Below are 14,368 nucleotides of genomic sequence, written 5' to 3'. Positions count from 1 at the left end.
TAACCATTTTAAAGGAGCTCACGATGGATACATTAAAGCGTCTTGATAAGCCACTGCTTACTGGATTACTGCTTTCAGCCATGGCTGCCTATGCTGCACCAGACGCAGTGGTGATTGAGCAGCAAAGCAGCCAGATTACTGAAACACTTAGCGCGCAACAATCTCTTAGCTTTACCCCGATAAACGGCACTTTGATTCCTATGTCAAAAGGGTACAAACCTTTCCAACTGCCTGAATATGCTAATGCATCACTGCAAAATTGGATGGAACACTTGGGGCAACCTGTTGTAGTAGAACACAAGCAACGGGACCTATCATTAGAGGGTACTTTAGAGAGCATTTCTGGCAATTACTTCACATTAAGCGTCAAGCGCGTACCCGCTCGTTACCCTATCTCTGACTTCTATCTTGTACCTAAACTGGCTGCTATTGGCAGTCGTCAAACCCTTAATTACCAAGGTCAACTAACCTATCAAACCGCGGATCTTAGTTGGGCCCCAGAACTTTCACTGGTAGTTGATGACAACCAAGTCCTACTTATCCAGCAGGCAAACATCCGCAACCAGTCCAGCTCATCCTTGGCACTCAATAGCGCTTTGCTACACTACGGCCAATCCGCTAACAATGTACGCCCTATGTATAAAAATGCCATGGCCAGCGACAGCCGTATGGAGCTGGCAAGTGCCCCACCTGAGACCCAATACACCAATAGCGAAATCACCTTGGAGTTAGCAGCTCTAACCTTGCCTGCCACATCAGAGACTTTAGTGGATCTAGGGCAATATAAAGCCCCCATCGACCAGCGCAAAAATGCTGCTTTGGCCTACAGCTATCCGTCTTCCTCTGCAATAACGCTAAACTTTAACCAACAGATTGCTTTTAAAAGCCCCAAGGATCTTATTCCAGGTCAATACAGCACGCTTTGGCACAAGAAACCTTATTACTTAAGCGGCAGTCCCGTCACTCTGGAAAATACCCGTGAAGGCGCAAACGTCACTGCCACTTTAAATAAAAGCCTCGACTTAAAAGGGGAATTAACGCTTATCACGGAAACACAAGACAATAATAAAACCACACAAACATGGGAGCTAACTCTCGAAAACATGTCTCGGCAGGATCAAGCTTATGAGATATCACACCAATTTAACCAAGCCATAAAAGGTGTGTCTCTACGCTCTCTAGAGCAAATATCAGCGAATGCCTTAATGACTTCAGGCAATCTTGCAGCCAACAGCACTTATAAAATTCGCTACACTGTTGACCTACAGAAACGTCAGTAATGACCTTATCAAGGCCGCCTACAATCTAGCTGGGCGGCCACTAAGTACCATTTTTTACACAATAATAAGACTCGATTTGTCAATTCTGTATGATATTGTCAATAGTCATACTAGATATAGCATTTAGAGTAGTGTCCACTACTAACGCTGTAAGGTAATATAAATTTATTTCATATTAAGGCCAGAAAGACATCCATGAAAAAGCATATTATCGCGTCGTTCATAGCAGCGGCAGCTGCTCTTCCCGCCCACTCAGAAAGCCTCGTTCAAGTCTATAACCTTGCTAAGGCCCATGATCCAAGCCTACGTGCAGCTGCAGCCACCTACCGTGCTGACAAAGAACAGGTTGAAGTCACTCGAGGCAATCTTTACCCAAACATTTCATTCAGTGGCAGCTTGGGTTACACAAAAACTGACCCTGATTACCTTGATGATTCCTACAGTAATGTTCAAAACCAACTAGCAGTTAATCTTGATTACCCGATTTATTCACCTGCTTTGGAATATGGTGTTGACGCAGTAGAAATTGCCTACACCAGCTCAGGCATCGAATTCGAACAAGCGGAAGAGACCCTCGCATACAATACCTTGTCAGATTTCTTTGACGTGCTAACCGCCCAAGCCACTCTTGATACCACTCAAGCACAGGTTAAAAGCTACGCGGGTCAGTTGGACCGCGTGAAGAAACAATACGAAGTGGGTTTAGTATCCATTACCGATCTTCAGGACGCTCAAGCAGGCTATGACTCCGTTCGAGTGACGGCTTTGCAAGCTGAAGCCCAGTTAACCATCGCCTTGGAATCCCTATACCAACGCACTGGCCAAACAATCGAAAGCATCCCAAGCCTGTCAGAAGATTACCCAATCACAGTTCCAGCAGGGCTGAATGCTAACACCCTGATTGAGCGTGCTATGACTAATAACAAGAGTATTAAAGTGTTAGATCTGTCTGTTGAAACAGCCCAGAACAACATTAATATTCAAAAGTCTAATGGCCGCACGCCAACAGTCTCCATCACAGGTTCCGTTTCTCGTACAGACAACGATTACAGTGATGCGCCGTCTTCCATGCAAAGCGGTGTTGTGAATTCCGCTGCCATTGGCCTTGGAGTGTCTATCCCACTTTACAGTGGTGGCGCGATCAACGCATCGGTACGTCAAGCGACTGCCTCAGCTGAAGCGGCTTTAGAATCTCGTGAAAGCTCCATCCAAGACATCGAGCTTAGCATTCGTAACGCGGTTCTTACCCTTAAAACCATCGCAGCTCAAGTGGACGCACAACGCCAGCTGATCCGTTCCTCTCAAAGTGCTTTAGAAGCCACTCAAGCAGGTTACGATGTAGGCACACGTAACATCGTTGAGCTATTGGACGCACAGTCTACTTTCTTTGATGCTAAGAACACTTACGAATCACTACGCTACAACTTCGTATTGCAGCAGATCACCCTAGAACAACTTACCGGTGACCTAGATGAAAGCAAGATCGAAGCACTGGACAAGTGGTTGATGTAATCTGACATCTGCACCACAAAAAAGCCCAGCATTAATATGCTGGGCTTTTTTATAGGCCGTCATTGAGACTAAATCACTATTTGCTGATCAACTCAGGACACTGGGAAAACTTCACTAACACCTGATATAAGTTAAAGGCATCTTCGCTGCCCGCCAACTCACGAATAGAGTGCATACCGAAGGTCGGCAAACCGATATCCAAAGTTGCCACCCCAATTTCACCGGAAGTAATCGGACCTATCGTGCTACCACAAGCCATATCACTACGAACAACAAAGGTTTGCACGTCAAAACCAGCCTGTTGCGCCAAATCCTTATACACCGCCGTGGTTTCGCTATTTGTCGCGTAGCGTTGGTTATTATTAACCTTCACTACAGCCCCTTTGTTAATCAATGGCGCATGCAGTTGGTCGTGTTTCGAAGCATAGTTAGGGTGCAAGGCGTGGGCATTGTCAGCCGACACCAACATAGAGCGTTGAATAGTCTGAGTGTATTGCTCTGGAGAAGGTGTTAAGCGACGTAACACATCTTCAAGGAAGGGGCCGTTGGCACCGCAGGCAGACTGACTTCCCACTTCTTCATGGTCGGTACAAATAAGCAACGTTGGACGCTCATCATTAGAAGACAACAAGGCTTGCATACCAACATAGCAGCTCAACAAGTTATCTAATCGAGCACCACAAATGTAGTCCCCATGGAGACCAGTAATAGCGGCTTTTTGTACGTCGTAAAGAGACAACTCAAAGCTTAAAATGGATTCCACAGAGGCATCATCATGTTGACGGGATATTTGCTCTGTTAACCATTTATCTAAATCAAAGTCCTTATCCGAGCCGCACAAAACTGGCAAAATTTCTTCCTGAGGATTGACCTTAAAGCCCTCTGCAGAAACGGTTCGGTTCAAATGAATGGCCAAATTTGGCACCACCGCAATCGGATCTTTAAAATCAATTAAGCGACTTTTCAACGCCCCCTCTTTCGTTTTAAAGGTCACACGTCCCGCCACAGAAAGGTCTCGGTCTAGCCAAGTATGCAGCAACACGCCCCCGTATACTTCCACACCTAATTGATGGTGACCGAAGCGTTCCACATGGGCGTTTGGCTTGAGTTTTAGGCACGGGCTATCCGTGTGCGCCCCAATCATCCGAAACCCCTGATGGGCAAAATCCAAACTCGGAGCCGTAAAAGCGATAATAGAGGAATCATTACGGGTGACAAAATAACGCCCTCCTTCACTTATGACCCACTCATCTTGCTCGTTTAACTCTTGGTACCCTGCGGACTGCAGATTTTGCTTCATGGTAACAACGGCATGAAACGGTGTTGGTGAATCATCAAGAAATGACAATAATGATTGATTAAAACTGGCTTGATTCATAAATTCCTGCTAAGTCAATGATATAAAAAACGACTTTTTCACAACTGGACTGGTCTTGTGGGTACTAGTCTAATATGATTTTAGAACCACAGACAAAACAGTTAAGAGAACCGATCGCGGATGATATATAAACGCCTATTGTTATGTTTGCTTCCCAGCATCGCCCTTATTAGCGGTACTGCGTCAGCCTATGAAAAGCTAGAGCCGCCTCACGATTACGACAAAGTAGCGAAAGAAATCGTCGAGATGCTGGAGAGCGTCCACTATAACAAAACTCCCCTCAACGATGAAATCTCACAACAAGCGTTTGATCATTACCTCGATGCGCTAGACCCTTCACGTAGCTTTTTACTGCAACAGGACATCGACAGTTTATCTAAGTATCGCAATGACTTTGATGACGCCTTACGCAATGGTGAAACTCAGGTCGCCTACGACATCTATAATACCTATCTAGATCGCGCTGAAGTGCGTCTACAATGGATCATTGAACAAGCCCCAGAAATGGTAAAAGGCTTTCAATACGACTTAGATGAATCCTTCAACGCGGACCCAGACAGCCTAGAATGGTCAACCAGCGAAACTCAGCTGAATGATTATTGGCGCAAGCGCATTAAAAACCGCGCCCTAACCATGCGTCTCAACGGCGATGATCAAGAGAAAATCATCGACTCCATCGTGCGCCGCTACAAAAGCCAGCTAAAGCGAATCGAACAAACCAACTCTACCGATGTGTTCCAGAGTTTTGCCAACTCAGTGACTTCGGTTCTAGACCCACACTCTAGTTACTTTGCACCACGAGCTTCTGAAACCTTCAATATCAACATGAGCCTGTCCTTAGAAGGCATTGGGGCAGTTCTGACCATGGAAGATGACTACACCAAGGTGGATCGTCTCATTCCAGGGGGACCAGCAGAGGCCCAAAAAGAACTACAACCCGGTGATCGCATTGTGGCCGTTGGGCAGGAAAACGAACCATTCGTAGATGTTATCGGTATGCGTCTTGACGATGTGGTTGACATGATTCGTGGTGAACGTGGCACAAACGTCATCCTTGAAGTGCTGCCGGCCAAGAGCGCTGGCCAAGCCACTAAAAAGATCACCATCAAGCGCGACAAGGTGAAGCTTGAAGACCAATCAGCCAAGAAAAAAATCGTTGAAGTGGAACGTGGCGGTGAAACCTTCAAAATTGGTGTCATAGAGCTTCCGACGTTCTATTCCGATTTTGCAGCGATTCAACGGGGTGACCGAGATTACAAAAGCTCTACCCGTGATACGAAAAAACTCATCGAAGAACTTCGCCAAGAAGACATCACGGCACTCATCCTCGATTTACGTAATAACGGTGGCGGCTCTCTTCAAGAAGCCAACTCCCTAGCTGGGCTATTCATCCCAGCTGGCCCAGTGGTTCAGATCCGCGATGCTTCTGGTCGAGTGAGTATCCTTGGGGATCAAGATCGCGGTGTGACCTACAGTGGTCCTATGGCAGTATTGACCAACCGCATGAGCGCCTCAGCCTCCGAAATCGTCGCTGGCGCCTTAAAAGACTACGGCCGAGCATTGATTCTAGGGGGGCAAACCTTTGGTAAAGGCACGGTACAAGTGCTTCAGGACATGGACAAAGGCCAGCTTAAAATCACCCAAGCTAAATTTTACCGTGTTTCCGGTGTCAGCACACAGCATAAAGGGGTGATGCCAGACATCAAGTTCCCTTCCTTGCTGGATGAAAATACCGTAGGGGAAAGCGCCCTCGACAACCCTCTACCATGGGATAAAATCCACGAAACCCGTTACCCCGTTTACTGGGACTTCAACGAGTATCTGGACAAACTCACTCAATTCCATAATGACCGTATTAGCAAAAACCCGAATTTCATCGCTTTAGAAGAGCAAATCGACGATGTGAAAGCCCAACAGGAGCGCTACAAAAACATTTCTCTAAACGAGAAAGTCCGCAAGCGCCAATTGGAGCAGGGGGAAGAAAAAGAACTCGCTCGAGAAAACACTCGACGGTCGGCCCTAGGACTTCCCACACTGGACTCCATTGATGACATCGAGCCACTGGAAGACGATGTCTACGCGGAAGAAGCGGCTGAAGTCCTCCTCGACTTTATCGCGGTGTATCAGCAAAGCCAGAAATAACCCACTCAAGCGCCCCACTCGGGGCGCTTTTTGCTGTAAAGACTGGCAATCCAACAGGAAAACCACCGATAATATGTGCCTCAAAAAGTGACGAGCACTTTTCTCCTAACAAACGAAAAAGATACGTATTAAAACCCTATGGCTAAAGCTTCCTCTGACCGCAACACCATTGATCTATTTGGCAAATCCCGAGGCCGCCCACGTACCCAGCCATTAACACGAAAAGACCAATTGAAGGCGAACAAACGCGTTCAAAGACAAAAAGAAAAATCCTTGGGCATGAAACGGGTAGAACTCGTAGTAGACGAAGACACCGTTAAAAAGCTCGATGCCCTGTGCGACATGTCTGGGATTAAACGTTCAGACTGGCTCACCATGCAGATCGCAGTGGCCTTTAACAAAGCCAAGAAAAAACCTATTGCGGATTGAGATCAAACCATGGCAAAGCTTTATTACTACTACTCAGCAATGAATGCAGGCAAATCCACAACATTGCTTCAGTCAGCCTATAACTACGAAGAACGTGGTATGAAAACCTTCTTGCTGACTGCCGCCCTAGATGACCGCTATCAGCAAGGAAGTATCACCTCACGGATTGGCATCCAAGCCGATGCGGAGTTATTTACTCAAGCAACAGACCTGCTAGCACTGATTAAAACGCACCATAACCAAGAAAAAATTGGCTGTGTACTGGTGGATGAATCCCAGTTTCTAACGAAAGAGCAGGTCTATCAATTGTCAGAAGTGGTGGATCGACTTAAGATCCCTGTTTTAGCATTTGGCATCCGTACAGATTTTAAAGGGGAGCTTTTCCCTGGCAGTGAAGCGCTCCTAGCCTGGTCTGATAAACTGATCGAATTAAAAACCATTTGCCATTGTGGTAGTAAAGCCACCATGGTGATCCGTGTTGATGGAAACGGCAACGCAATACGGGAAGGCACACAAGTCGAAATCGGTGGCAATGACCGCTATATTTCTGTCTGTCGTAAACATTTCAAAGCAGCGATCAAGGATTAACAAACATTATGTGGTTTAAGAATCTACAAATCTTTCAATTGAAAGAGACGGAAAACTTCGACAGCAACGCACTGATCGCTAACATTCCAGAACACCCTCTAAAAGAATGCGGCTCCCAAGACGAATTCACTTTTGGGTGGATGCCCCTAATACGTAACAGTGAGCAATGGACCATTGTCAGCGATCGTTGTTTATTACTACGGGCCGGTAAAGAAGAAAAAGTACTTCCCTCTGCAGTGGTTCGAGAAGAGCTGGAAGCTAAGGTCGCAGAGATAGAGTTGGTCGAAGGCCGCAAAGTTGGCCGTAAAGAAAAAGGCGACCTAAAAGACGAGCTAGTCTTTACCCTACGCCCGAGAGCCTTTGCCAAACGCAGTGATATTTGGGCCTACATCGATCTGAAAGCCAAACTACTGGTTCTTAACAGCACCAATGCGGGTATGACAGAACAGCTGTTTAAACTGCTGCAAACCACTTTGGGCAGCTTTCCAATGGTCCCCCTGCAAGCTCAAGTCTCTCCCGCAAGTTTAATGACGGATTGGCTCATGAAAAACGAGCTGCCAGCGAGCCTTGAAACAGGGGACGAATGTGAAATCCAAGACAGCTCAGAAGACAAAGCCAAGATTCGCTTCAAATCTCTTGAACCGCTATCTGAGGACGTTACCCGCCATCTCGAACAAGGCATGAGTGTTAAAAACCTCGCCCTGCGCTGGACCGACAAGCTGTCATTCGTCCTAAACGACGACCTCACTCTGAAAAAAGTAAAATTCGACGACACCTTGAAAGAGTCTGCGTTTAATGATTCACAGGGCGGCACTTTGTCAGATATGGACGCTAACTTCTCACTCATGTCGTTAACCATTCGAGAGTTTTTTGAATCCTATAAAGTGTGGTTTGAGATCGCAGACGAAGAATAAACTTTTCCACAATTTGGGTGGATAACATTGGGGAGAAGCAAGGCTAAGCCTGATCTCACAACAGCCCCGAAATTCGGGCACGATTTGTGCCCATCTATCCCCTCAAATCATCCAGTAGCCACCATTAACGGATCCTTTAAACATGGCCACAGCTCAACAAGAAACACAATTAGCTCAACGAGTTACCGTTATTGGCGCTATTTGGGATGCGCTACTGGGGATACTCAAGATCATCGTTGGCTATCTGTCTCAATCCCAAGCACTTATCGCAGACGGTATCCACTCCCTTTCCGATTTGGTGACGGATGTATTCGTATACATTGCCTCCAGTAATGCCCGCCAAGCCCCAGACAAAAACCATCCTTATGGGCATTTGCGTTTCGAAACACTGACCACCGTTATTTTAGGGGTCGTGTTAATCGTAGTGGCCTCAGGCATCGCCTTTGAAGCCTTTAACAATGATCTCACCCCCACCGCTACTTGGTATGGCATTGGCGCAGTACTACTCACCATTGCAGTAAAGGAAGCTATCTTCCACTACACCAAACACGCAGGGGAAAAAATCGGCAGTCGCCTTCTGGTCGCCAATGCCTGGCATAGCCGCAGCGATGCATTATCTTCGGTAGCCGTATTAGCAGGTCTCATTGGCGTGTATTTTGGCTACGCTTGGGCCGATAAAGTAGCGTCCGTTGTCGTCGCTTTATTCATCGGTAAAATCGCCGTAGAAATGATTTGGGAAAATTTAGCAGAGCTAGTAGATACGTCTCCAGATCCAAAAGTGATTGAACAGATTAAAACGACAGCAGATAGCTTAAAAGATGTTATGGCCCCCCATGACGTGAGAGCCCGCTCCATGGCTGGGAAAATTTTCTTGGATATGCACATCCATGTGCCTGCCCACGCTACCGTGAGTGAAGGCCACTATCTGAGTGACCTCGTGAGCTACACGGTACAAAAAGCACACCCACAAGTGAAAGATGTCATGGTGCACGTGGACACCAACGATCACATCCAATCAGACACCCTTGGAGAAGATCGTGAGGGACAACGCCCCCCAGCATTGAAACTGCCCGCCCGCCATCAAGTATTGGCTGACCTAGGTTTTATTCTTCGGGCTCACAGTGCATATATCGATTTTGACCTGATTCAACTGCACTATATCAATAAGACCTTAAGCATTTATTTAACCGCCAATGCTAACAAGGCACCATCGGACAATTTTAGCCAATTGTCCCAAGCCATTTTGATGGATCTAAATAGCCTGCCTTACGGGCAGGATCACAGAGTCTTCTGGTCCTTCGACGAATAGCCGCATCTATTCGTCGTCTTCCGACTCCTCTTCAGGGAGTGAAAGCTGTTTATTGGTTTTCGCTCCCATGAGTCGCAAGCGTTCCGCCCGGCTCATCAAATTACCACGGCCCATGGCTAACTTTTTCATCGCCTGTTCATGGCTTCGAGTGAGGGCATCAATACGCCCACCAATATCGTCCATATCTTCCACAAAGCCCGCAAACTTGTCATACATGGCTCCTGCTTGACGGGCGATTTCAATAGCATTCTGGCTTTGTTTTTCGTTGCGCCAGATGTTCTGCACGGTACGCAAGGTCGCCAATAAATTAGACGGTCCCGTGATAATAATATTATGCTCAAAGGCTTCAGCAAATAGGCCATTCTCTGCCTGTAGCGCCAAGCCATAAGCGGCTTCAATAGGGACAAACATGATCACAAAGTCCAAGGACTCAATCCCTTTGAGATCATGGTAGTTTTTGGCGCTCAGCTCTTTCATATGGCGACGAATGGCTTCAAGATGCTGACGCAAAGCCTGTTGTTTATCTTGCTCGGTTTCGGCTTCAACATAGGCCAAGTAACTCACCAATACCATTTTGGAGTCGATCACTATTTGCTTGTTATCAGGCAAATGAACAATCACATCTGGCTGGTAGCGTTTGCCCTCCTCCGTATTCAGTGAGACCTGAACCTCATACTCCCGACCCTTTTCTAAGCCGGAGCGTTCTAGAATACGCTCTAAAATCACTTCCCCCCAGCCGCCTTGGACCTTGTTCTGGCCTTTTAGCGCTTCGGTTAAGCTCATTGCGTCGTCACTGATCCGTTGATTAAGTTGCTGTAGATTTTTGATCTCACGCACTAATGAGAAACGTTCACGAGCTTCTGCGTCATAGCTTTTTTCAACCCGTTGTTGAAATTGCTGAATTTGCTGCCCTAAGGGGGATAGCAAAGCATTCAATTGACGCTCATTTTCGGTGGCCAAATGAGCCCCCTGTTGACGCATAATATCTTGCGCCAACTGTTTAAATTGCACTTCGTTCTGCTGCTTCTGTTGCTCTAGGTAACGCTCTTTCTGCTGCCAGATTTCTTGAGCTGCGGCGAATTGTTGCTCAAGGGTTAAAGCCTCTTTTTCTAATTGATGCACCTCTTGCTGAGAGCGCTCCAGCTGCATACGCAAAGAGTCCAGTGACTGCACAGAATTTTCATGCTCAAACTGCCACTTACGCTGGATTCTCTGTACAATAGCCAGCGCAATCATGGCGGTTATGGTGAGCCCAATTACAAATCCTAAGGCAATCCATACAGATTGCTGAAACCAGTCCGTCATAGTCGTTAATCCGCCACTTTACCTTTAAAAACAAGCGCTTTTGAAAAATCGCTAAACGAAGTTTACATGGATTACTATCAGAGCCCAACACACGAACAACGCTTTGATCTGGAAATTAAAAATAGCCAGTTCATCACCACCATTCGTCGCACCAAAGGCCGAGACCAAGCCAAGGGTTTTATTGACGAAATGAACCAGCGTTATCCGGATGCCAACCATAACTGCTGGGCTTTTGTCGCGGGTGCCCCTAACAACGTGCATCTTTGGGATCAAAGTGACGATGGGGAGCCTAAAGGTACAGCAGGCAAACCCATGCTAAATGTCCTGCAGCACTCTAACTTTGGTGAAATCACCGTTGTGGTGACGCGGTATTTTGGTGGCATTAAGCTTGGCGCTGGAGGCTTGGTTCGTGCTTACAGTCAAGCAGTGGTTGACGCCTTAGATCAATTGGAATGGGAAACCATCTATCCCCGACAGCCCGTTTCCATCAAGATAGCCTATCCTTTGTTGGGTAAGGTGGAATATTGGCTGGAAAGCAGCGATATAGAAGTTGAAGAGAAACTTTTCTCAGACGACATTGAATGTAAGCTCGCGGTCATTGAACGCACCTGGCCAGACAACAAACAAGCCTTGATCGATATGTGTCAAGGCAACATCACGATTATTGAAAACGACAAAGAGTAATTATGTATCAAATCGGACAACGATGGAGCAGCCGTAACGAGCCAGATCTTGGCATCGGCATTATCACTGAAAAGCAACACAAATCCTTTGTCTTATTTTTCCCCGATGCGGAAGCCGAGCGTAACTATGCCAACTCTCAAACCAGCCTAGTTCGCCGTACTTTAACCAAAGGTGACCAGCTGTTTTTTGAAGGGGAAGCGTACCAAGTAGAGGATGTTCGTGAATACGATCTGCTGATGGAGTACTACATCGGTGACGAGTGGATCGACGAGTCGGAGATTGAGTTTCCTCGTAACGATAAAAACGAGTTGGACTCCATTCTCGCCCTATCCCCAGCTCGTCGTATGTGGTTCGACCTGCGCCGCAAAACCTTAGAATTTCAAGCCATACATTCTGCTAGCCCAGTCCGTGGCTTAATGGGATTAAAAGCAGAGCTTCTGCCACACCAAATTTACTTGGCACACGATATTGCCAACCGCCCTGCTGCCCGAGCTCTACTGTGTGATGAAGTAGGCATGGGTAAAACCCTTGAAGCGGGCTTGATTTTGCATCATCGAGTGCTAAACGGCCTTTCTCGCCGTGCCTTGATCCTGACACCAACCAACTTACAACACCAATGGTTGGTTGAAATGCTACGCCGTTTCCACCAACCTTTCTCCTTGATCAATGAGTCCGCTTATGAGGACTACATGGAAGGAGACGATAACCCATTTGATGACCAAGCCTTTGTCATCGCCCCAATCGACTGGGTCGCTTCAAACGGTAAAGCCGCTCAACATATGCTGGCGTCCGAATGGGATATGGTGATTGTGGACGAGGCTCACCACTTGTCATGGGACCCAGAAACACCCAGTATCGCTTATCAGCTAGTACAGCGTTTGGCAGAAGCCAGTGAGTCTTTATTACTACTCAGCGCCACCCCAGAACAAACCGGTGAGCTGGAGCACTTTTCACGCCTACAACTTCTGGACAAAGAGCACTACCACAGCTTTGAAGCCTACCAATCCCAGCAGGCCGAATTTAAACAAGCGGCGGAGTTAGCAGAGCAACTGCTACCATTTACGGAAGCAGACAACACCCTAGAGGCTTTAGACTGGAAAGCAGCCTTTGGCCAATACTTCACAGATGTGCAAGCAAAGGACTGGTTTGCAGAACTAGACAGCTCCGATAAAGCAGTCCAAAACCAAGCCGCTGTGGACGGGATAAACTGGTTAATCGACCGTCATGGCACAGGGCGTGAAGTATTCCGCAACACCCGTGCCGCCATTGGCGGTTTTCCTGAGCGTCATTTAAATACTTACCCACTGGCAAACAACGAATACTTTGAGTCAGCACAGCACCACGTATTGCCTGAATCTCAAGTAGATCATGGGCTATGGGAGCATGATCCCCGTTGGGAATGGCTAAAAGAATTCCTCGACACCGCACGTACCAAGGTATTGGTCATTTGTCATACCGCCGATATGGCTCGCTGGTTGAATGACCAACTCACCTTTGCAGGCTTTATCAGTGCTGACTTCCACGAGCAAATGCCTTTGATTCACCGGGATCGCGCAGCGGCCTACTTTGCTGACCCAGAAGGCGCACAAGTATTGGTATGTTCTGAAATCGGCAGTGAAGGCCGTAACTTCCAGTTTAGTCATAACTTAGTCATGTATGACCTGCCGGAGCACCCTGATCTTCTTGAACAGCGCATCGGCCGTCTTGACCGCCTTGGTCAGCGCAATACTGTTGAAATCCACGTCCCTTACTTGGAAAACAGCGTGCAAGAGCGTCTGTGCCATTGGTATCACAAGGCACTGAATGCGTTTAACCGTACCACTGGCGTGGGCGACAAGGTTAACGCATCCTTCAAAGAACCCCTTCAAGCGTACCTGCTTGGGAATGATGACGATGAAGCCCTATTGGACGAAGCCAAGGTCTACCACGAAGCCTTGTTAAAACAGATGGAAGAAGGTCGTAATCGCTTACTGGAAATGACCTCTTGCCGCCCAGGGGAAGCTAAAGTTTTGATCGATAAAATCAATGAACAAGCGACCCATGGCCTCCATGACTACATAGATCAAGTCACCCACGCCTTTAATATTCATGCAGAGTGCATCAACGACACCCCAGAGCAAGCTGCGTGGTTCCTTCGACCTTCCACTGACATGATGCTGGAAGCTCTCCCTGGCATTGAAGAAGAAGGCAAAATGCTCATGCTGGATCGCCGTCAGGCCAGCCAACGTGAAGACGTGGCCTTTGCCACCTGGGAACACCCGCTAATCACCATGCTAATGGATGAAGTGCAAGGCTTTGACTCAGGCAAACTGACCTCTGCGATCTTACCTATTGCTGCTCTGCCAGAAGGTACAGTATTGGTTGAGAGTATGTTTGTCATCGAAACCAGTGGACACCCTCGCTTGAAACTGGCCCAAACACTGCCAATGACGCCCATTTGGCAGCTTTCCGATGCGAACGGTAAGTTCCTACATAACCAATTCACCGCAGACAAATGGGCGGAGAAACTGAAAGGCGTGCCGAATCGCGTGGCAGAACAATGGATTGCTGCATTACGCAGCCAATTGCTGGATATTTTGCAAGCTCACCAGCTCAATGCACAGGATCAAGCACGTCCAACGGTCCATGCAGCCAAAGAAGCGTACCAACGTAAATGGCAAGGGGAAATCGACCGTTTGAGAGAGCTACAACAGCAAAATAGCGCCATTAAGGACGAACAAATTGAGCTGTTTGAAAGCTACTTATCAGAAGGCTTAGGACGCATAGACGAGCACCAAGTTCGCTTGGATGGGATTCGCATCATACTCACCACGAAACCTGGGTAGCG

At 47.3% G+C, this 14,368-nt stretch carries 11 protein-coding genes; 9 read left to right on the top strand and 2 right to left on the bottom strand.

Annotated features, from left to right (window positions below; genetic code table 11):
• Positions 1–23: 23 nt before the first annotated feature.
• Together ACZ5DR_RS11280 and ACZ5DR_RS11275 are read left to right on the top strand one after the other, a co-directional pair.
• Positions 24–1,280: a hypothetical protein gene (locus tag ACZ5DR_RS11280; protein WP_377369382.1), complete on the top strand. Its 1,257-nt coding sequence runs from the start codon at positions 24–26 to the stop codon at positions 1,278–1,280.
• Positions 1,281–1,475: 195 nt separating this feature from the next.
• A complete protein-coding gene (locus ACZ5DR_RS11275) occupies positions 1,476–2,792 on the top strand; it encodes a TolC family outer membrane protein (protein WP_377369380.1) in 1,317 nt (438 codons plus the stop codon).
• A gap of 76 nt (positions 2,793–2,868) precedes the next feature.
• Here ACZ5DR_RS11275 and ACZ5DR_RS11270 read toward each other — a convergent pair whose 3' ends face one another.
• A complete protein-coding gene (locus ACZ5DR_RS11270; protein WP_377369378.1) occupies positions 2,869–4,170 on the bottom strand; it encodes a M18 family aminopeptidase in 1,302 nt (433 codons plus the stop codon).
• A 120-nt stretch (positions 4,171–4,290) separates the two neighbouring features.
• Between ACZ5DR_RS11270 and ACZ5DR_RS11265 the strand changes: the two genes are divergently transcribed.
• The 5 genes from ACZ5DR_RS11265 to ACZ5DR_RS11245 all read left to right on the top strand — a co-directional run bounded on the left by ACZ5DR_RS11265 (position 4,291) and on the right by ACZ5DR_RS11245 (position 9,552).
• Positions 4,291–6,312 carry a carboxy terminal-processing peptidase gene (locus tag ACZ5DR_RS11265; RefSeq protein WP_377369376.1) on the top strand — a complete coding sequence of 674 codons (2,022 nt, stop codon included), beginning with the start codon at positions 4,291–4,293 and terminating at the stop codon, positions 6,310–6,312.
• Between the two features lie 138 nt (positions 6,313–6,450).
• Positions 6,451–6,741 carry a LexA regulated protein gene (gene ybfE, locus ACZ5DR_RS11260; RefSeq protein WP_377369374.1) on the top strand — a complete coding sequence of 97 codons (291 nt, stop codon included), beginning with the start codon at positions 6,451–6,453 and terminating at the stop codon, positions 6,739–6,741.
• Positions 6,742–6,750: 9 nt separating this feature from the next.
• On the top strand, positions 6,751–7,329 hold the full coding sequence (locus ACZ5DR_RS11255) for a thymidine kinase (RefSeq protein ID WP_377369372.1): 579 nt from the start codon (positions 6,751–6,753) through the stop codon (positions 7,327–7,329).
• Positions 7,330–7,337: 8 nt separating this feature from the next.
• On the top strand, positions 7,338–8,243 hold the full coding sequence (locus tag ACZ5DR_RS11250) for a recombination-associated protein RdgC (protein ID WP_377369370.1): 906 nt from the start codon (positions 7,338–7,340) through the stop codon (positions 8,241–8,243).
• A gap of 142 nt (positions 8,244–8,385) precedes the next feature.
• Positions 8,386–9,552 carry a cation diffusion facilitator family transporter gene (locus ACZ5DR_RS11245; RefSeq protein ID WP_377369368.1) on the top strand — a complete coding sequence of 389 codons (1,167 nt, stop codon included), beginning with the start codon at positions 8,386–8,388 and terminating at the stop codon, positions 9,550–9,552.
• Positions 9,553–9,558: 6 nt separating this feature from the next.
• Here the strand turns inward: ACZ5DR_RS11245 and ACZ5DR_RS11240 are convergent, their stop codons facing one another.
• A complete protein-coding gene (locus ACZ5DR_RS11240) occupies positions 9,559–10,857 on the bottom strand; it encodes a DNA recombination protein RmuC (protein ID WP_377369366.1) in 1,299 nt (432 codons plus the stop codon).
• A gap of 66 nt (positions 10,858–10,923) precedes the next feature.
• On the opposite strand from ACZ5DR_RS11240, the gene ACZ5DR_RS11235 reads away from it, so the two are divergent.
• Positions 10,924–11,541 carry a YigZ family protein gene (locus ACZ5DR_RS11235; RefSeq protein ID WP_377369364.1) on the top strand — a complete coding sequence of 206 codons (618 nt, stop codon included), beginning with the start codon at positions 10,924–10,926 and terminating at the stop codon, positions 11,539–11,541.
• A 2-nt stretch (positions 11,542–11,543) separates the two neighbouring features.
• Positions 11,544–14,366: an RNA polymerase-associated protein RapA gene (gene rapA, locus ACZ5DR_RS11230; RefSeq protein WP_377369362.1), complete on the top strand. Its 2,823-nt coding sequence runs from the start codon at positions 11,544–11,546 to the stop codon at positions 14,364–14,366.
• Positions 14,367–14,368: the final 2 nt, after the last annotated feature.

It is taken from the genome of Marinomonas vaga (assembly GCF_055388305.1).
This window is presented reverse-complemented; position numbering and strand designations above follow the sequence as displayed.

Coding starts and splice junctions, on each gene's coding strand:
- ACZ5DR_RS11275 (WP_377369380.1), top strand. CDS start 1,476: ATGAAAAAGCATATTATCGCGTCGTTCATAGCAGCGGCAGCTGCTCTT.
- ACZ5DR_RS11280 (WP_377369382.1), top strand. CDS start 24: ATGGATACATTAAAGCGTCTTGATAAGCCACTGCTTACTGGATTACTG.
- ACZ5DR_RS11240 (WP_377369366.1), bottom strand. CDS start 10,857: ATGACGGACTGGTTTCAGCAATCTGTATGGATTGCCTTAGGATTTGTA.
- ACZ5DR_RS11255 (WP_377369372.1), top strand. CDS start 6,751: ATGGCAAAGCTTTATTACTACTACTCAGCAATGAATGCAGGCAAATCC.
- ACZ5DR_RS11235 (WP_377369364.1), top strand. CDS start 10,924: ATGGATTACTATCAGAGCCCAACACACGAACAACGCTTTGATCTGGAA.
- ACZ5DR_RS11250 (WP_377369370.1), top strand. CDS start 7,338: ATGTGGTTTAAGAATCTACAAATCTTTCAATTGAAAGAGACGGAAAAC.
- ybfE (WP_377369374.1), top strand. CDS start 6,451: ATGGCTAAAGCTTCCTCTGACCGCAACACCATTGATCTATTTGGCAAA.
- ACZ5DR_RS11245 (WP_377369368.1), top strand. CDS start 8,386: ATGGCCACAGCTCAACAAGAAACACAATTAGCTCAACGAGTTACCGTT.
- ACZ5DR_RS11270 (WP_377369378.1), bottom strand. CDS start 4,170: ATGAATCAAGCCAGTTTTAATCAATCATTATTGTCATTTCTTGATGAT.
- ACZ5DR_RS11265 (WP_377369376.1), top strand. CDS start 4,291: ATGATATATAAACGCCTATTGTTATGTTTGCTTCCCAGCATCGCCCTT.
- rapA (WP_377369362.1), top strand. CDS start 11,544: ATGTATCAAATCGGACAACGATGGAGCAGCCGTAACGAGCCAGATCTT.